This is a genomic window from Nitrospirota bacterium, assembly GCA_020851375.1.
GTDB lineage: Bacteria > Nitrospirota > 9FT-COMBO-42-15 > HDB-SIOI813 > HDB-SIOI813 > RBG-16-43-11.
The window spans coordinates 19,924-37,620 of the sequence record JADZCV010000005.1; the positions used below are offsets into that span (position 1 = coordinate 19,924).

At 45.6% G+C, this 17,697-nt stretch carries 16 protein-coding genes, 4 tRNA genes and 1 other RNA gene; 12 read left to right on the forward strand and 9 right to left on the reverse strand.

Going from position 1 to position 17,697, the window contains the following annotated elements:
• The first annotated feature begins 31 nt into the window (after positions 1 to 31).
• Entirely contained in the window at positions 32 to 388 is a 357-nt protein-coding gene (locus IT393_01040) for a response regulator (GenBank protein ID MCC7201243.1), read from the forward strand.
• Here the strand turns inward: IT393_01040 and IT393_01045 are convergent.
• From IT393_01045 to IT393_01065, 5 genes are all read right to left on the reverse strand, one after another.
• Entirely contained in the window at positions 385 to 987 is a 603-nt protein-coding gene (locus tag IT393_01045) for an arginine decarboxylase, pyruvoyl-dependent (protein MCC7201244.1), read from the reverse strand. The genes IT393_01040 and IT393_01045 overlap by 4 nt on opposite strands.
• A 57-nt stretch (positions 988 to 1,044) precedes the next feature.
• A complete protein-coding gene (locus IT393_01050; protein ID MCC7201245.1) occupies positions 1,045 to 2,097 on the reverse strand; it encodes a deoxyhypusine synthase in 1,053 nt (350 codons plus the stop codon).
• The gene (locus IT393_01055) at positions 2,094 to 2,537 is read right to left on the reverse strand and encodes a bifunctional nuclease family protein (protein ID MCC7201246.1); all 444 of its coding nucleotides are present in this window, start codon (positions 2,535 to 2,537) and stop codon (positions 2,094 to 2,096) included. Before IT393_01055 ends, IT393_01050 begins: the two co-directional genes overlap by 4 nt.
• A 128-nt stretch (positions 2,538 to 2,665) precedes the next feature.
• Entirely contained in the window at positions 2,666 to 3,217 is a 552-nt protein-coding gene (locus tag IT393_01060; GenBank protein MCC7201247.1) for a hypothetical protein, read from the reverse strand.
• Positions 3,218 to 3,231: 14 nt separating this feature from the next.
• Entirely contained in the window at positions 3,232 to 3,330 is a 99-nt protein-coding gene (locus tag IT393_01065; protein ID MCC7201248.1) for an AURKAIP1/COX24 domain-containing protein, read from the reverse strand.
• Between the two features lie 72 nt (positions 3,331 to 3,402).
• Between IT393_01065 and IT393_01070 the strand changes: the two genes are divergently transcribed.
• The 5 genes from IT393_01070 to IT393_01090 all read left to right on the forward strand — a co-directional run bounded on the left by IT393_01070 (position 3,403) and on the right by IT393_01090 (position 5,794).
• On the forward strand, positions 3,403 to 4,056 hold the full coding sequence (locus IT393_01070) for a CDP-alcohol phosphatidyltransferase family protein (protein ID MCC7201249.1): 654 nt from the start codon (positions 3,403 to 3,405) through the stop codon (positions 4,054 to 4,056).
• On the forward strand, positions 4,053 to 4,697 hold the full coding sequence (locus tag IT393_01075) for an HAD-IB family hydrolase (protein ID MCC7201250.1): 645 nt from the start codon (positions 4,053 to 4,055) through the stop codon (positions 4,695 to 4,697). Before IT393_01070 ends, IT393_01075 begins: the two co-directional genes overlap by 4 nt.
• Before the next feature lie 149 nt (positions 4,698 to 4,846).
• A tRNA-Pro gene (locus IT393_01080) sits at positions 4,847 to 4,923 on the forward strand.
• Between the two features lie 68 nt (positions 4,924 to 4,991).
• Positions 4,992 to 5,068, forward strand: a tRNA-Arg gene (locus IT393_01085).
• Between the two features lie 72 nt (positions 5,069 to 5,140).
• A complete protein-coding gene (locus IT393_01090) occupies positions 5,141 to 5,794 on the forward strand; it encodes an HD domain-containing protein (protein MCC7201251.1) in 654 nt (217 codons plus the stop codon).
• A gap of 29 nt (positions 5,795 to 5,823) precedes the next feature.
• On the opposite strand, the gene recQ is transcribed toward IT393_01090, so the two are convergent.
• Positions 5,824 to 7,638, reverse strand: coding sequence for a DNA helicase RecQ (gene recQ / locus IT393_01095; GenBank protein ID MCC7201252.1), 1,815 nt, complete (start codon positions 7,636 to 7,638; stop codon positions 5,824 to 5,826).
• Between the two features lie 174 nt (positions 7,639 to 7,812).
• Here recQ and IT393_01100 point away from each other — a divergent pair, with 174 nt between their 5' ends.
• Positions 7,813 to 9,216, forward strand: coding sequence for an HD domain-containing protein (locus tag IT393_01100; protein MCC7201253.1), 1,404 nt, complete (start codon positions 7,813 to 7,815; stop codon positions 9,214 to 9,216).
• Between the two features lie 120 nt (positions 9,217 to 9,336).
• A tRNA-His gene (locus IT393_01105) sits at positions 9,337 to 9,413 on the forward strand.
• A 109-nt stretch (positions 9,414 to 9,522) separates the two neighbouring features.
• Here the strand turns inward: IT393_01105 and IT393_01110 are convergent.
• The 3 genes from IT393_01110 to IT393_01120 all read right to left on the reverse strand — a co-directional run bounded on the left by IT393_01110 (position 9,523) and on the right by IT393_01120 (position 14,912).
• On the reverse strand, positions 9,523 to 12,075 hold the full coding sequence (locus tag IT393_01110; protein MCC7201254.1) for an EAL domain-containing protein: 2,553 nt from the start codon (positions 12,073 to 12,075) through the stop codon (positions 9,523 to 9,525).
• Positions 12,076 to 12,146: 71 nt separating this feature from the next.
• Positions 12,147 to 14,819 carry a [protein-PII] uridylyltransferase gene (glnD, locus tag IT393_01115; protein ID MCC7201255.1) on the reverse strand — a complete coding sequence of 891 codons (2,673 nt, stop codon included), beginning with the start codon at positions 14,817 to 14,819 and terminating at the stop codon, positions 12,147 to 12,149.
• Positions 14,820 to 14,827: 8 nt separating this feature from the next.
• Positions 14,828 to 14,912: transfer RNA gene (locus tag IT393_01120), tRNA-Leu, on the reverse strand.
• A 142-nt stretch (positions 14,913 to 15,054) separates the two neighbouring features.
• Here IT393_01120 and smpB point away from each other — a divergent pair.
• The 4 genes from smpB (at position 15,055) to IT393_01140 (ending at position 17,653) form a co-directional block, all read left to right on the forward strand.
• Complete coding sequence (smpB, locus tag IT393_01125; GenBank protein ID MCC7201256.1) at positions 15,055 to 15,507, forward strand: SsrA-binding protein SmpB; 453 nt, start codon at positions 15,055 to 15,057, stop codon at positions 15,505 to 15,507.
• 291 nt (positions 15,508 to 15,798) lie between these two features.
• Positions 15,799 to 16,239, forward strand: a complete 441-nt coding sequence (locus IT393_01130) for a hypothetical protein (protein MCC7201257.1) — start codon at positions 15,799 to 15,801, stop codon at positions 16,237 to 16,239.
• Between the two features lie 177 nt (positions 16,240 to 16,416).
• Positions 16,417 to 16,751, forward strand: a transfer-messenger RNA (tmRNA) gene (gene ssrA, locus IT393_01135).
• Positions 16,752 to 17,191: 440 nt separating this feature from the next.
• Positions 17,192 to 17,653: a hypothetical protein gene (locus tag IT393_01140; protein ID MCC7201258.1), complete on the forward strand. Its 462-nt coding sequence runs from the start codon at positions 17,192 to 17,194 to the stop codon at positions 17,651 to 17,653.
• The last annotated feature ends 44 nt before the right edge of the window (positions 17,654 to 17,697 follow it).

Consider the following 17,697-nt stretch of genomic DNA (forward strand, 5'->3'; position numbering starts at 1 on the left):
TGACGCTGATTAATGGTATATGGAGGCTTGAATGAAAAAGACTATTCTGGTTGTGGATGATGAGGAACATATAAGGCTTCTCTACAAAGAAGAATTTGAGGAGGAAGGTTATATCGTTGTATTGGCCGGCAGCGGCGAAGATGCCCTGACGAAGGTAGGGGAGGGGACCCCTGACCTCATAACCCTTGACATAAAAATGCCGGGGATGGATGGAATTACACTTGCAAGGAAGATCAAGGATATGAGAAAAGATGTGCCTATTATCTTTATAAGCGCATACGAAGACTACAAACATGATTTTGGAACGTGGGCGTCGGATGCCTACTTCGTAAAATCAGCAAACCTGTCGGAACTTAAGTCTCTGATTTCAACAATCCTGAAGAGCTAAAAAAGAAACACTGCAGCGGCCACTACCGTTGTATAGCCATTTTTTACAATTGCAGACTGCGTAATGTTCGTGGTCTTGACTATCCGGTCACTGATCCTGTAGACCTCTTTTTTCTGGTCCCAGCTTTTATCCTCGTCAAATTCTATTCCAAGGGTGGATGCAAGCATGGCTGCTGCAAGGTCTTCTGCATAATCACCGGCTACCTTGTCAGACTGTCCATAAGCGTGATGCTCGCTGAGGTATCCGTAGGCATTTTTGTCAGTAGGTATGGCGCAGCCTACGGATGATGCGATAAGCCGGTGCGGTTCGTTGCTTGCACAGCGGCTCATTACAACAAAGGTAATGGCGCCGGCAAGGAGTTCTTTTATGCCTTCGTTTATGGAAACTATCTTGCATTGAGGAGGGAGTATGCTCGAAACCTGGACAAGGTTGCACTTTTCAATCTTTGCATCACGCAGGGCAAGCTCGAATGACCGAAGCTCTTCCTTGTGAGTACCCACGCCTTTTGTGAAGAAGACCTTCTTCGGCACGAACAACTTATTCCGCTCTTCCTCACCAAGTGAACTTTTTGAAGCGACACCCTTTGATTTAGCGCTCATGGATTGTTATCCTTTCTTTTCTGCGTAAATTCGGGGTGAAAACTATCACAATGGCTGTTAGTTGTCAAGAATTCTTTTGAGGTCTTCTATCCTGTTTTTTTTGAGGGTCATAAAGAGGTCAGGGCTTTTCCTCTTCCTGATGGTATCTTTGTATTTCTGGGCTACTGCAGTGGTTATAAGTGGAAGGGCTATAGTTGAATCGCAGTGAACAGTGACCATCTTTGCATCCTGTTTGATCTTGCCCCATGACTTGGCCTCTTCAAAAGTACAGCCGCTCAGTCCGCCCCAGTGGGGTGCATCTGCTGTTACCTGAATAGCATACTCATGGCCCACAACTTTATCGCTCCAGAGATGAGCCGTTACTTCCATCTGCTGAATAAAGTTCTTTGGCGTCCCTCCGCCGAGGTAAATGACCCCGGTCTCTTTGGCCTTGAGTGACAATAAAGCGGTTTCCTGAACGTCCGCTATAACATCGAAAAGCACCTTTTTCCCCTTTGTCCGTGCGGCTAACCCAATACCGATAGAAGAGTCTCCAATGGCAGGGCAATAAATGGGGACTCCTGCCTTATAGGCAGAAGTTACAATGCCGTCTGTGTCAGTCTGTTTCGCCAGATGCTGTCCCAGCAGGTAGAGAAATTCCCTGGTGGTATAAGGGCGGTTTAAATCCATGGTATCGGCAAAACGAGTTATGTAGCTGTCAAGTCTGCGGAACTCAGGTTCAGATGCAAACACATCATACATCCTGTCAACACCCTCAGTTTGAAGCAGGACGTCATTGGTATTGGCGTCTCCCTGATAGTGGTGTCTTCCCAGGGTTTCATGGATATCGTGGAAGAGGTTTGCACCGGTGGATACGAGACAATCTATAAGGCGGTTCTTTATCAGATATGAGACGATGTTTCTCATGCCTGCCGGCACCATTGCCCCGGCCAGTCCGAAGAATATGGTGACATTGCCTTTGAGCATTGAGCCCCATACGTCTGCTGCCACAGCAAGATTTTTACCCTGAAAGGCAGTTTGAGACATTGCTGTCAATGCATCTGCTACTGTGCTTTTTTCGTTTACTTCAAATGGTCTGGTTGGATGTTTAAGAAATTTTGAATGTTTCATGTCATGTATTTCCCGAAGTCCTCCGGTTTAAGGTTCTTTAACCACTGGTCTAAATTTTCAGAGTTTCTTTTCTCAAGAACATCTTCAGATACAAAAATCGGCGCGCTGGATCTGAGGGCAAGCGCTATTGCATCACTCGGTCTTGAATCAATCACCACCTCTGAGCCCTGAGATGAGAGGTGTATCTTTGCATAATATGTATTATCCTTGAGATTGTTTATCACGATACTGATAATCTTGATATCAAGAGTGTCGAGGATGCTTTTAGTAAGATCATGCGTCATAGGCCGTGGAGGAGTAATCCCTTCAAGCATGAAGCATATTGAATTAGCCTCGAATTTGCCTATCCATATAGGCAGGACCTCTTTGTTTTCTTCATCATTCAGGATTACGATGTACATGTTTGTGTGCGGGTCAAAGACCAGCCCACGTACTTTCATGAGATACACGTGATGTCCTCCTGCTGCAATCTGAGACGATAAAACTATAACATATCGAATTTTTCTACGCAATATATTTCAGAATGTATCTGATGATATTTCAGACGTTAAGCATGGGATTGCTGAGTTTACCCTATAAAGAATGGACAGTTAATTTTGGCGCTGTAAAGCCCCTTTGGGGTTTTGGAATCTTCATCTTTTCCTTCTGCAGGGAGGTAATATGCAGCTATCTTGAAATGGAATCCGTTGATGGTGCCTGATATGGTTTGATCAGGATTGGATGTCCATGGCATGGAACGCTTATATTCATTGACGGCAAGGACTATCTGGAGTTCATTCGGGTACATGTCAATAACATCTTCTTCGCTCAGTACTACGTCTGCCCGTACATCCCTGTACATAGTATGAGAGTGGAAGTCGCCGAGCATGTCCAGTTTGGGAAAGTGATGGACGACCTCCTGAATGATCTTCCACTTATCACCCCTCAGCTCAATCCACTTGTGTCCTCTTCTTGCGCTTTGATAAGGTATCGCATGCTCTACAATATATTTTTGAGGGGTCTTGTAACCAAGCAGCAGGCCGAAGCACTCTTTCTTATAGACTTCAACAGAGGACAGTATTAGGCCTACAAAGACATTCTCGCTAAGGAATACTTCTGTATTTCCCTTTTTAACACTCATCCTGATGCCGCCGCCTACTTTCTCTTTCTTCTTTCTATCCTGGTCTTTTTAAGCAATTTCTTATGCTTGTGTTTTCTCATCTTCTTTTTACGCTTCTTGACTACACTACCCAAATTTTCACCTCCCCCTTTTTTTTATTGAAGAAATCATTATACATAATGGCCAGAAAGTTTCAATGATTTTTTATGTCGTGTATAATATCCTGTATTATTATGGCAAACATAATAACCATAGTGCGTGTAATACTACTATTTGTTGGGATAGGTTTCATATATAGCCACAAGATATATGGCGAAGCCCTGGCCTTTTTGATAGTGATATTTGTCATTGTCATGGATTGGGTAGACGGCGCCATTGCAAGAAAAAGAGGGACTGCAACACATCTTGGGGCTGTGCTGGACATCATGGGTGACAGGATAGTTGAAAGTAGTCTCTGGATCGTCTTTGCGCATTTGAGATTGATCCCTGTGTGGGTTCCAATAGTCGTGATCGTGCGCGGCATCGTAACTGACAGCCTAAGATCCTTAGCCCTCGCCCATGGTAAAACCCCTTTTGGAGAGAAAACCATGATATGTACTGCCGTTGGGAGGTTCATTGTATCATCGAGGTTTAGCCGAGCCCTATATGGTACTGCAAAAGTAGTGACATTTTGCTACCTCATACTCTATATAGCTTATTCTGAAGGCTTGAAGCAGTCCCCGCCCTTATTCAGTGCCGAGTGGCAGGCCATGTTTTATGGGGCCGGCATGGTGCTCGTTTATTTAACGGTCTTTTTGTGTTTAGTCAGGGCAGTCCCTGTAATTACGGATGGATTTAAGTATGTAAGGGGAGCTAAATGATTACCGCCTTTTTTGACATTGATCACACGATAGTGCGCGGTACTTCTATGGAGCGTATATTCATTAAGTACCTGTTCACCCATGGGGGCATTACGATAATGGATGTCCTGCGAACTGCTTCCTTCATATTCAGGAATATTAATGACAAATCCGGAATAGCAATCCGTTCAAAACGTCCTTATCTGAAGGGCAAGTCAGTAACACCAATGAAGTCCCTGGCCGGACAGTGCTTCAAAGAAAAGATCGTACCGCAAATCTCTGAAAAGGCGCTGGCCAGGATCAAAGAGCACCGGAATGCAGGACACAGCATTGTGTTATTGTCAGGCACGCTTGATATACTCGCTGATGAGTTATCACGGTTTGTCAGGGCGGACCACTTCATTGCATGTAAAACAATAAGGGAGAGTGAATATTTTACAGGCGATATTAAACCGCCGGTCCCCTATGCAGACCTGAAGCGCGATATTGCCGTCGGATATGCGAAGGAACACTCTCTTGACCTTAAGGAGTGCTTTGCCTACGGTGACAGCATGGCTGATAGCGCCTTGTTCCGGAGTGTCGGCAATCCATCTGTTGTGAATCCGGGCAGGAGATTACGCGCAATTGCAAATAAGTGCGGATGGAGTCAGACAAACTGGTAAGCTGTTGACAACAAAACCGCACTCAATTAATATAAGGAACTATTCTTCTTTATAGCTTTAGTTGATGCTCAAAAATGTTCAGATGCAGGGAAGTGCACAAATGGACATTTTTCATCATCAACAACAGGGTGTTTTTGAACGTAAACTTTCGGGGCGTAGCGCAGCCTGGTAGCGCACCTGCTTTGGGAGCAGGGTGTCGGAGGTTCGAATCCTCTCGCCCCGACCAGATTTGAGATTAAATAGGGACAGCGACTATTTATTATAATAAATAGTCGCTGTCCCTATTTAATCAATGCGGCTGTAGCTCAGCTGGATAGAGCAAGTGACTTCTAATCACTAGGTCGCAGGTTCGACTCCTGCCAGCCGCGCCATAAGATTCTCCCCATGGTTTACCGAATAATATCAGGAATGTTATTATACATATCTACAGGAGGTTTGTTATCATGAATGATACGGCTGTCATCGGGAGTATTGCAGAAGATGTAAAAAGGCGCTTTGAAGGCGAGGGTTCCGGCCATGACTGGTGGCATGTCTACCGTGTCTGGAAGATGGCTCAGCATATAGGGCGTGAAGAGGGGGCTGATATGTTTTTGGTGGAGCTTGCTGCCCTCCTGCACGACATAGCGGATCACAAGTTTCACAACGGCGATGATACAGTCGGGCCAAAGGTAGCCCGCGATATCCTGTCAGGGTATAAGCTGCCGGATGACGTTATTGATCATGTCTGCGACATTATCGCGACTATGTCGTACAAGGGGGCCGGTGTGGCGACTGAGATGCGCACGCTTGAGGGAAAGGTTGTGCAGGATGCAGACCGTCTTGACGCGATCGGGGCTGTCGGCATAGCGAGGTGCTTTGCGTATGGCGGGCATAAGAACCGTCCTATTCATGTGCCTGGGGAAGAGCCTGTGCTCCATCAGAGCAAGGACTCTTATTTTAAGAGTACAGGGCCGAGTATTAATCATTTTTATGAGAAATTGCTGCTATTAAAGGACAGGATGAATACAAAGATCGCCAGGAAGATGGCAGATGACCGCCACAGGTACATGGAGGAATATCTTGACAGGTTCTACAAGGAGTGGGAAGGCGACCTGTAGAGAAAAAAGGGGACAGATATATTTTCTTTTCAGCTCCCCAGGTAGCCGGAAATTTCGCTTATAAATACCTCGCCGTATTTTTTTAATTTTTGTTCCCCGACCCCCCTGATCTTCCGGAAATCATCCAGGTTTTTGGGTAAATAAGCAGACATTTCTTTTAATGCAGTATCGTGGAAGATGACGTATGGAGGTGTTTTTTCATTGTCAGCGAGCGTCTTTCTCAGGGTCCTCAGGCGCTCAAATAATGTGTGGTCATAATCCATTCCCTCATCTTTGGATCTTTTGTCCCTGGGATTTTCACGGGTTCTCTTATCTTCAGCTGCGTGGAGCCGTTCTTCAGGTTTTGTCAGGTATACCTTTTCATTATTAAATAAAACCGGGCGGCTCTTTTCATTTAATTTGAGGACAGGATATTTATCGCCATCCAGTTTAAGGTATTCCAACTGAATCAATTCACGGGTAAAAGATTGCCATTGAGCCCTGGGATATTCCGTACCCACGCCATATGTTTTTATTTTATCATGACCATTTTCCAATACCTTTTGATTCCTGGAGCCTGTCAGGACGTCTGTAACATAAGTTATCCCAAACCGTTCACCTGTCCTGTAGACGCATGATAATATCTTTTGTGCAGCGATGGTCCCGTCGAACTGCTCTCTTGGTTCCAGGCAGATATCGCAGTTGCCGCAGCCTGGTTTATCGAAATCCTCACCAAAATATGCCAGTAAGACCCGTCTCCGGCAGACATTGCTTTCACAGTAGGCGATTATCTCCCGTAACTGCCTGTATGCAGACAGTTTTTCTCTCTCATCAGTTTTGTTTTCAATGAAGTGTTCAATCTTGAATTTGTCGGCATAACTGAAAAACAGGATGCATTCACTCTTCAAGCCATCCCTTCCTGCACGTCCTGTTTCCTGATAGTACCCTTCGATACTCCTGGGCAGGTCATAATGTATGACGTACCGGACATTGGGTTTGTCAATACCCATGCCGAATGCGATGGTTGCTACGATGATTTCTGCATCATCATGAATGAAGCGCTCCTGATTCCCGGACCTGATTTCAGAAGTAAGGCCTGCATGATATGGAAGGGCCCGGAATCCTTTATCCTGAAGCCTCTCAGCAAGTTCTTCCACACTCTTGCGGCTCTGGCAATAGATAATCCCGGAATCTCTTTTCCGCCCTCCCAGATAGTGCAGTAATTGTTTAAAGGGATTATCCTTTTGCCTGATCTGATAGTACAGGTTATCCCTGTTGAAACTTGCATTGAATACCCTGCAATTATTCAGCCTTAACTGTGAAACAATGTCTCTGCGGACGTTAGGAGTGGCCGTAGCCGTCAGCGCCATAACAGGCACACCCGGAAATTTCTCTTTCAGCATACTCAATTGCCTGTATTCAGGTCTGAAATCATGCCCCCATTCTGAGATGCAGTGGGATTCATCTATGGCGAACAGCGATACGTCAAGCCGCTGTATAAACTGCAGGAACTCCGGCATAAGCAGGCGCTCAGGAGCGATATAGAGGATCTTTATTCTGTTGGCTGTCAGGTCCTGTTTCCGTGCCTCGATCTCAAGGTAATTAAGTGAACTGTTAATGAAGGCCGCGGATATGCCATCGGCAAGCAGACCGTCAACCTGGTCCTTCATTAAGGCGATCAGCGGCGAGATGACTATTGTCAGACCGTCAAAGAGCAGGGCAGGGAGTTGATAGCACAGAGACTTGCCGCCGCCTGTAGGCATAAGGACAAAGACATCGTTTTGACTTAAGACCTCCCTGATAATATCCTCCTGAAGGGGGTAAAAACTCTTATAGCCAAAGTATTTTTGTAATGTTTCAAGCATGATTACCTGCCCCTTACTGTGCGTTGTGGTATGCACATGTATTATATGATTTAAAGATACGTGCCGTGATCAGGCAGCGGAAAGATTTGCATTTCCGGAAGCTTTTGTACAGAATGTACAGTTAACAAAGTAAATGTATCAGTTAAGCCTTACAACTGTCAATGAAAACCTGATATGAATATAACATCACTTAAAAAATGGCTGCATAAATATCCAGGAGATGTCCCACAGTTGTTTCTGATCGGCGGGACTGTCCGTGACATGTTGTTAAAAATGCCGCCAAAGGACGTAGACCTTACATGCAGGGGGGCAGGAGATTTTGCATATAATCTGGCAGTATACCATAATGCCGCAATCGTGCCGATGGAGAAAAAACCGGAAACCCCGTGTTACCGCATAGTGGAAAGAGAGGATAGCAGCAATTACATTGACATTGCAGAAATGAGAGGGGAGACCATAAATGATGACCTTATGCAGAGGGACTTTACCATCAATGCCATAGCAATTGAGGTTAACAGGGGAGGAGGTGTTGCCGGGGTTATTGATCCTCTGAATGGTGCTGAGGACATCAGGGAAAAGATAATACGGGTGACCGGACATGGCGCTTTTGAGTCTGACCCCCTCAGGATATTGAGGGCATTCCGCTTCTCTGCACTATTAAATTTCAGTATCTTTCCTGACACCCTCAGCCGGATTAAGGCATCTGTTGATTTACTAAAGACAGTATCAGGTGAACGGATCTTATCTGAATTATTATTGATACTTGAAACGACTGACAGCGCCTCTTATTTTATCAAAATGGATCAGCTTGGGATTTTAGAGGTAATATTTCCTGAGATCAGGGAAATGAAGGGTAGCACCCAGAATGCGTTTCACCATAAGGATGTGTGGGAGCACTCAATGCTTACAATGGAGAACTGCGAGGGTATCCTAAAAGACATAAGCAGTCTGTTTACAGGAGAAGTTGCAGCAAACCTTGAGAGAGATAACAGGCGTTCACTTACCAAGCTGGCCGCACTCTTTCATGACATCGGGAAACCCGCATGCAGGGGACTTAATCCTGACACCGGCCGTATCACATTTTACGGTCATGATGAGAAGGGGGCGGAATTAATTTATGAGATTGCACACAGGCTTCGGATGTCGAACAGGGACAGGGACTTTCTTGCCCTGCTTGTTGCTGAGCATATCCGGCTCTTTGACCTTGCACGGCATGGAGTGAAGCCCTCCACAAAGATGAGGTGGTTCCGGAAGATGAAAGATGATGCAGTTCCGTCCGTTATTGTCGGTATGGCAGATGCAAAAAGCACATCAGGCCCTGATTCAAGGCCAGAGGAGAGGGAGGAATTCCTCCGGTGGTCAATGGATACAGTCAGGGACTATTATGAGGTTATTAAGAAAAGGATCGGGAAGAGAGATCTCATTACCGGCAGAGACCTGATTGCCCTTGGGATGGAGCCTGGACCTGAGATGGGACGTATACTTGCGGAGGTACGAAGCGCACAGGACACAGGAGAGGTAAACAGCCATGGAGAGGCGCTCGCCATGGCAAGGGAGTTATTGACATCCGGTTATTAATAAAGTTAAAATCAAAGAGACAAGGGGTCAGGTCTTGCATTCAAGCATCTATTGCCATTAACTCAGACGCAATCAGGATTGTATGCTCGAATGCAAGACCTGACCCCTATAATGCCTATGGTGGGCGTAGCTCAATTGGTTAGAGCTCTGGACTGTGGCTCCAGAGGTTGGGGGTTCAAGTCCCCTCGCTCACCCCATTACTTATCTTCAGAATCCACTGCTTCAGCAAATACTTAATTTTGATATTCAGGGGCCAGCCGCATCTAAAAGGACCTGACCGGCACTGAGACTAAACTTCATGGAAGATTATTGAATGGCTGTGAATTGCCACTCTTTTATGAGAAGGTCCTCAATATCATTGGACGGTACAGGTCTTGAAATGAAATATCCCTGTATTTTTCTGCAGTTTAGTTCCTTCAGGAGTGTCAGTTGTTCAATTGTTTCTACCCCCTCTGCAATGACATCTATATTGAGGCTATGGGCCATTGATATGATGGCATGGCAAATTGCCCTGGCATCTTCATCAACGGTAATATTATTGATGAATGACTGGTCTATCTTGAGTATGTCTACAGGCATGTTTTTCAGATATCCAAGTGATGAGTAACCGATGCCAAAATCATCTATGGCGATCCTTATTCCCAGGGCCCTTATTTCATTGAGCAGCCTGATTGTGGCATCGAAATCGTCCATTATTATTGATTCGGTGATCTCAATCTCCAGCAGATTGGGGTCATGACCGGTCTCACTCAGGATCCGTCTGATGGTCTTTACGTAGTCCTTTTGCTTGAACTGCAGCTTCGAGACATTAATAGCCATTTTTACATGATTATGACCATTCTCCTGCCAACCCCTGTTCTGTTTGCATGCGATCTTTGCTATCCATTCCCCTAATGGGATGATAAGTCCCGTATCCTCGGCGAGTGGAATAAACTTTCCAGGGGGAATAAGTCCCATGTCAGGGTTTTTCCAACGGACAAGGGCCTCAATCCCGACTATCTCTTCCTTCAGGACATCTACCTGGGGCTGATAATGGAGTAAGAACTCATTATTCTCAAAGGCCTTTCTTAATTTTTCTTCAAGTTTAAGTCTCTCCACATCGTGCCTTCTCATATCCATTGTGTAGAATTTATAGCAGTTTTGTTTTTCTTCTTTTGCCTTGTACATGGCAGAATCAGCCCTGTTAAGCAGTGTTTCCAGATGTTCACCATCGTCAGGGCATATGCTTGCACCTATAGATGCGGTAATCGTAAATTCATGTTCCTTTAATATCAGTGGTGGTTCCAGCGCAGTAAATACCCTGTCTACCAGCATGGAGACATCTTCTATCCTGCTGATTTCGGGGAAGACCATCACAAACTCATCGCCTCCAAGGCGGGCCACCGTGTCACTGCTTCTGATACATTCTAAAAGTCTGGATGCTACCTCTTTAAGTACCTTGTCTCCCATAGAGTGACCAAGCGTATCGTTTATTAACTTGAAGCGATTGAGGTCAATAAACAATATGGCAGTACGCTGCTTGCGCCTCTTCATGAGGGGGAGTATCTGGTTAAACCGGTCAATAAGCATATTCTTGTTGGGAAGGCCTGTAAGTATATCGTGGTAGGCCATGTGTGAGATAAGGCCTTCCTGGTCCTTTCGTTCAGTGATATCGAGCCATGAACCCACGATCCCGGCCGGTTGTCCCTGCTCATCCTGTATTAATTTGACATGGTCGTGCAGCCATCTGTATGTCCCGTTCCTGTTACGTAAGCGGTATTCGTGAATAACAAAGCCGTCTCTGAATAATTGGTTTGGGAATCTTGAGAATACCTTGTCCCGGTCCTCTGGATGCAGCCTTTCAGGCCACCAGTCCGGGTTATCTAAATATTCATTTGTATCGGGTGTAAAGAAATCATTTGATGTGGAACTTACATAGACAGGTATAAAGCGGCCCCCCTCAATTCTGCAACGGTAAATTATCATGGGCACAGACTCTAAGAGGAGATCAAGTTGTGTTTTTGCCTGCTGAAGGTGTGTATTCGTACTATTCAATTCCTCTGTCTTTTCCCTGACTATTGTCTCTAATTGTTTACGTGCAGCCCTTGACTCTTCTGCGGCGCATTCAAGTCTGCCGATAAAATTCAGGTTGAATATCCTCAAAATGCTGACCAAATGATATGCGGCAGAGACTGCAACAGCTGCCTTGAATACCTCTGCTGGAACTCCAACAGTCAGGAGGAACACCTCTGTATTAAGTATATTTGCAGGAAAGAAAGATCCCGGGGGGGTGATCAATCCTCCTAAAAGGCCATATATGATAAAAGATATGCATAATCCCAGGAAGTTTCTTCCCACATTGAGCGGCCTTAATCTCCCTTTCTGTTCCCAGTAATATAAAAGGATACAAATTCCGGTTAATAAAGAACCAGGAAAGCCCATAAAGTATCTTGTCAGCGTTGAGCTGGTCATCCAAAAGTCGTCTGATTTTAAAGATGCTGAAAATATCAAAAGCACTATAAGTGGCGAGGTATACCATTTTAAATAACGTACTGCTGATCTTTGCAAGCCGGATGTCCCTTCAGGCTGTACCATCAACATCCGGCGGCCAAACTCAAACAAAAAACAGTAAGAGACGGCTAGACAGGACCAGTGTACCAGATCGAGCAGCTGGCCTCTGCCTTTTATGATGGCCCACATCTCAAGCCATTCGGTTAACCCATGTATGATGCCAAATCCGGCAAGAAACCACAATATCCTGCCTATCCTGAATTCGCTTTCGTTCCTGGGTTTGAAGAATATGGAAAGTCCCATGACTACTAAGACCAGTCCATATATGAAGGACACTACGTCCGGGTTTGAGTTTATAAAGTTGAGCATTGTATAGGTGCTATATATCGGCAGGAAATGGGAAAGGATTTATAATGACCCTGATGGATGGAGTCAATAAGTCATGACCTCTGGTACATCTCAATCGCATTGAGCAGAATGTGCTTTATTTCCGCAATCCTTTCCGGCTCTGCTATTTTGTTTCCTGACAGGTCTTTTACATAGAACACATCAACTATCTGTTCAACGTGGGTGGCTATTTTGGATGAAAACACCAAGAGTCCGAGTTCAAATATGGTCCTTGTGATTACGTAAAGGAGTCCCTGCTTGTCTGCAGCAAATATGTCTATGATGGTAAAGTCATCTGAAGATTCGTTGTCTATTTCAACCTGAGTCTGAGCTGTTACCGGTATAGTCTTTTTTCGCGGCAATTTGCCTGAGTATTTAAGGAACATATTTTCAACTGTTGCAGCTCCTGTAAGCACTTCATATATGTGTTTTCTAACAGTGGTCTGCCGTAGTTGTGAAGACACACCTTCCGGATACGGGTCCCGGGCACGGAACGTATCTATAACGATCCCCCTTTTTGTGGTATAGATCTGGACGTCGAGGATGTTATATCCTGCTGCGGCAAGGACTCCTGCAATCTTTGAAAAGATCCCGGGGGTGATGTTGTCGTATGTATATATGGTAAACTCAGCAATACCCCTGTCGAGGATCACATCAACGAGCACCCTGGCATCTGTATCCTTTCTCAGTTGATTGATCATCTGAAGGTGATTCATTATCTTTTCAGGCGGTGTGATCAGGAGATAACGCGTTTCCATACAGTGCAATTGTTCATCAAGCCAGTCAGGAGGGTAGATCAAACAGAGCTTCTCTCCGATATTCTTCTTTATCCTCGCAATCAGCTCTTCTTCTGAATATGTCACCCGTGTCCCGGTTAATTCTTCCAGTACCTTAATATAGAGCTCGCTCAGGAGGTTTTCCTTCCATTCATTCCATGTGTCAGGACCTACTGCATTGATATCTGCATAACTCAGGATAAAGAGTTTTTTCAACACTTCTGGTTTTGCCACAAGCCGTGCAATGAGGAGGATAACCTTGGTATCACTCAGATCCCTTCTGAAGGCTATGTTTGGCATTACAAGGTGATGCCTGACAAGAAGGGCAAGGATGGCCGTTTCATCTTCATTAAAGCCCAGCTGCTGAGCCACCCTTGTGGCTATCAGCTCCCCCCTTATTGAGTGGTCTTCACCGCTCCCTTTGCCGGCATCATGCAAAAGCAGGGCAAGGTGAAGCAGGTCTTTTCGTTTAATCTCCCTGTAGACCTTTGAGATATAGTTGTTGGATATCAATAGTTCCTCAGCCATCTGTACGGCAAGGAAACTGTGTTCATCTACTGTATATTTGTGATAATAGTCGTAAGATGCATAACATGATATTTTCCCAAACTCAGGAATTATTTTTTGAAGGAGTTTTACCTTGTGCATCTCACGTGCTGTATCTGCCATGCCCTGTGGCCAGGACAGGATCATCCGGAATATCTTGTTTACTTCAGGAGACTGATTGAGATCGTCCGGTATGGAGGCGGAATTTCTGTAAAGCATACTCATGGTATGCGTTGATATCCTGAGGTTATGGATCAGTGAGAGATAAAAGAGATATACGGCATTCTTGCCATCACGTAATAAGACTTCCTGATAACGCTCAGGAACATGAATAGTATCCCTTGTAAGTACATAACATGGTTTGACAAATCTCGATGTTATGGATTCCATCCCTTTTTTCCACTTCTGGACAGGAAGGGCCTTTTCTATCGCCCTTACAGATATGTCGTGGATATGAGAGGCATGCATGTAATAATCTTTCATGAATGTCTCGACACCGAGGCGGTGCGTCTCATCCGTATAACCGAAGAGTTTTGAAATCCTCCACTGATCCTCAACCGTAAGCACGTCTGCGGCCTTGTTTGCATGGAAGTGGAGTTCATTTCTGACCCTGAGCATAAAATCCTTTGCGTCTGTGAGCTCCTGGTATCCTACCTTCGTTATGTATCCCTGCTTGTGAAATTCAGCCAGTGAATCTATTCTGTAACGGGCAATGGTTACCCATCTGAGGCAGTGTATGTCCCTAAGGCCCCCCTTCCCCTCTTTTACATTTGGTTCGACGAGATAGACGGAGGTGCCAAATTGTCTGTATCTGTCCTGCATATTTTTCATGCGCTCATCTATGTAGGCGCGTACGTTTCTTGTAATGACCTTTTCCATAAATGTCTTGTGAAATTCATTAAACAGCAGTTCACTGCCTGTGATCAGCCTTGACTCCATAAGGGCAGTCCTTGCAGTGAAGTCTGTTCCGCTTATCTTTATGCAATCCTCTATGGTCCTGAGACTGTGCCCTATGTTGTATTTCAGATCCCACAAAAGGTAGAGTATGCCTGCTGATATGGTTTCGACCGCGTCCTTTGCATCTTCAGAGTAAAGGAACATAATATCTATGTCTGAGAAGGGGTTTAGCTCGCCTCGTCCGTAGCCGCCTACAGCGATAACACTGCATCTGTCTTTAACAGGGAGATTATGAGATGACTCATATCTGTTAAATTCATAGTTGTAAAGTTCGGTAATTATCTCGTCTGTGAGGCTGGCGATGCGGGCTGCAATATACAGTCCGGATGCCCCGCCTTTGTGGAGATCAAGAATTTCCTGACGTTTCTTTGACAGATAGTTTTTAAGGTTGTCAACGAGGACTGCCCTGTCCGAAGTGTCAGAGAGGATTTGACGTAGAACGGTCATTTTGAATTTGGTGCCGAAGGGGGGACTTGAACCCCCACGGGAAACCCCACATGCCCCTCAAACATGCGTGTCTGCCAATTCCACCACTTCGGCACTGAATGCTAAAGCATAAAAAACTAATAAGGGCTTGTCAATACAAAAATCATACTGCGTTTGCCATTGACTGACTGTTATGTTATCATAATCTGACAGCAGATTCAAATATTTATCAGATTATTTAAAGGGTTATAGAGTTATGGATGAGGGCGTTGCAGCAACAAATAAGAAGGCGTATCACGATTATTTTATTGAAGATACCTATGAGGCGGGTATACAGTTGCTGGGTACTGAGATCAAATCCATGCGTGATGGCGGGGTAAGTCTCAAAGACGGTCATGCAAGGGTTGAGGGGGGAGAGGTGTTTCTCTACTGCAATATCAGTCCCTATAAGGCGGGCAATATAAATAATCATGAGCAGGGGAGAAGGCGCAAGCTTCTGCTCCACAGGGAAGAGATATCCAGGATATTCGGTAAGATTCAGCAGAGGGGGTATAACCTGGTCCCCCTGAAGGTATATTTCAAGAGGGGGATTGCAAAGGTGGAGATAGGTGTGGCAAAGGGTAAGAAGCTCTACGATAAAAGGGAAGACATCAGGAAGAGGGATGCCGGCAGAGAGGTGGCACAGGCATTCAGGGAGAGGCAGAAGTAGCGAGGAGTAACAAATGATGATGAAAATCCCCCTTAGTCCCCCTTTACAAAGGGGGAAAGTAATATAAAAGAGGGAATCAGTTCCCCCCTTTAGTAAAGGGGGGATAGGGGGGATTTGAACGGGGATTTTCGAGTGAACCATCATGTGCCGGGGCTCACAACGGATCATGAAAACGTCATTCCCGCGTAAGCGGGAATCCAGACCGGGGCCTGATGCTGGATTCCCACTCCCCGCTTAAATCATGCGGGGACAAGTTCTGTGGGAATGACAGGTACGCAGGAGCATTTTCAAATGAACAGAGGCAACTTAATAGTAGTATTCTTAGCATCAGTCTTCTTACTTGCAGGTTGTCAGAAACAGGCTGCTGAAATAAATACGCAGTCACCTGACAGCAGTCAGCCCAGGGTCTATTTAGCGTATAAAAACAACCCTGACTGGCGTGGCGGAGAAATGGGCGCTATAGTGCCCACAGTCTATTTTACAGGTCAGATCAGGGAGGCCTATGCAGCAGCGGCAGAAATACCCGAGGTGCTTGACCAGCTATACTGTTACTGTTACTGTGCAGAGGAGCATGGTCATAGAAGCCTCAGGACATGCTTTACAGATGGTCACGGCTCAGGATGCGATATATGCATGATGGAGGCTATTCGTGCGAAAGAGCTGCATGACAAGGGGCACAGCATAAAAGATATAAGGGCCGCAATAGACAGCGAGTTCTACGAGCCTCACTGACAGCATTAAGCAGAAACTTTGTTCTTTGATAATATAGCATAACAAAGGGCGTAAGAAATGGCTTTAGACAAGGCGGACGACGAAGGGAACCGGAGGCGTACTTTTTAGTACGTTGAGGATTCCCTGAGGAGTCCAACGCCGTATAAAGACATTTATTTCGCCCGTAGACTGGGGGCGACTGGCTTCGACGGGGATCGTGAGGCCAGGATTGCATGCTGAGGTCCCGTTGGCCTCATAAAACAAACGGGAAAAACACAACTGCTAACGCAGATTTTGCACTCGCTGCCTAATTAAGCAGCGATGCCCTGCCTGAGGCTGCCTGTGCCGCAGGTAAGGGTGTCATAATTACAGGCTGGCCTGCCTTTTCCTCCTGCAGGAGGCGGGTGAGACTACAGCGGGATAGCGGTTCCTTTGAGCCTGCCTGCGGGCATGGGGGACTGCGAAACCTTAATACGCACGGCTAAGCATGTAGATGTCCTGATGCAGAACATTTCCGGACGCGGGTTCGATCAATGGTCGCGTTGGGGAGAAATCCCCAAATGAAAACGGGGCTCACATCGGTGAAACCTGACGGCATCCCGGCAATCTGCCTATCCACTCTGAAGGTTAGGGTGAGGGGGCAGGGATGTCATGGCAACGCCGAGGGGTAGCAAGGGGGCAAACTCCAGGGCTGCCCTGTAGAGACTTATAGCTTCGCTGGTCTTATTTTCATGGAAAAGATGAGCGAATACTAAGATCCGCATAGACTGCGGATAAGATGCCCCGCATCCAGATCTTCTTTACCCCCTTTTCTAAAGGGGGATAGGGGGATTTGGATGAAGGCATAGTCCAGCCCACTTCGAAAGAAGTGGAAACGCTGTCCCGCCGCCTCCACCAATTTGGTAAAAAGCCCCTGACTGATTCATTATCAGGGGCTTTATTTTTTTTAAGAAATTGTTCTACGATTTGAAATATGATAGGAGTAAGGCATACAGCTTATAGGAAAGTAAAAACACTTACTGCTGTTGAGGCTTCATACATTGCAGGTCTTATAGATGGAGAAGGGACAATCACATTATCTCGAAGACACCGCAATGAAAATCGCCAGCTTGTTGTCAGTATTAGTAGTACAGAGGATAACCTCTTGAATTACGTCCAAAATAGCGTGGGAGCCGGACGTATCACAGGCAAACGAACTTATAGCAACAATCACACACCAAGTAAAACGTATCAAATTTCCAACCGCCAGGCATTGGACCTCTTAAAGCAAACTGCTCCCTATCTAAAATCTTATAAGGCAGATAGGGCTGCTATAGTTCTGGATCAATATGTCAGGGTAACACCACGGAATGGCCGATATTCAGCAGTTCTGCGTTCAGAACGAGAGGCTTTTATTGAAATGTTTTTTGGCATTTCCCCATTAGAAATAAAATAATAGACCCTTCCTAATAATAGCCATCATCAATAACCAAAAGTTAG

Bases quoted from the DNA above. Each gene is read 5' to 3' on its own strand.
- IT393_01040 (MCC7201243.1), top strand. From the start codon at position 32: ATGAAAAAGACTATTCTGGTTGTGGATGATGAGGAACATATAAGGCTT.
- IT393_01045 (MCC7201244.1), bottom strand. From the start codon at position 987: ATGAGCGCTAAATCAAAGGGTGTCGCTTCAAAAAGTTCACTTGGTGAG.
- IT393_01050 (MCC7201245.1), bottom strand. From the start codon at position 2,097: ATGAAACATTCAAAATTTCTTAAACATCCAACCAGACCATTTGAAGTA.
- IT393_01055 (MCC7201246.1), bottom strand. From the start codon at position 2,537: ATGAAAGTACGTGGGCTGGTCTTTGACCCGCACACAAACATGTACATC.
- IT393_01060 (MCC7201247.1), bottom strand. From the start codon at position 3,217: ATGAGTGTTAAAAAGGGAAATACAGAAGTATTCCTTAGCGAGAATGTC.
- IT393_01070 (MCC7201249.1), top strand. From the start codon at position 3,403: ATGTCGTGTATAATATCCTGTATTATTATGGCAAACATAATAACCATA.
- IT393_01075 (MCC7201250.1), top strand. From the start codon at position 4,053: ATGATTACCGCCTTTTTTGACATTGATCACACGATAGTGCGCGGTACT.
- IT393_01090 (MCC7201251.1), top strand. From the start codon at position 5,141: ATGAATGATACGGCTGTCATCGGGAGTATTGCAGAAGATGTAAAAAGG.
- recQ (MCC7201252.1), bottom strand. From the start codon at position 7,638: ATGCTTGAAACATTACAAAAATACTTTGGCTATAAGAGTTTTTACCCC.
- IT393_01100 (MCC7201253.1), top strand. From the start codon at position 7,813: ATGAATATAACATCACTTAAAAAATGGCTGCATAAATATCCAGGAGAT.
- IT393_01110 (MCC7201254.1), bottom strand. From the start codon at position 12,075: ATGCTCAACTTTATAAACTCAAACCCGGACGTAGTGTCCTTCATATAT.
- glnD (MCC7201255.1), bottom strand. From the start codon at position 14,819: ATGACCGTTCTACGTCAAATCCTCTCTGACACTTCGGACAGGGCAGTC.
- smpB (MCC7201256.1), top strand. From the start codon at position 15,055: ATGGATGAGGGCGTTGCAGCAACAAATAAGAAGGCGTATCACGATTAT.
- IT393_01130 (MCC7201257.1), top strand. From the start codon at position 15,799: ATGAACAGAGGCAACTTAATAGTAGTATTCTTAGCATCAGTCTTCTTA.
- IT393_01140 (MCC7201258.1), top strand. From the start codon at position 17,192: ATGATAGGAGTAAGGCATACAGCTTATAGGAAAGTAAAAACACTTACT.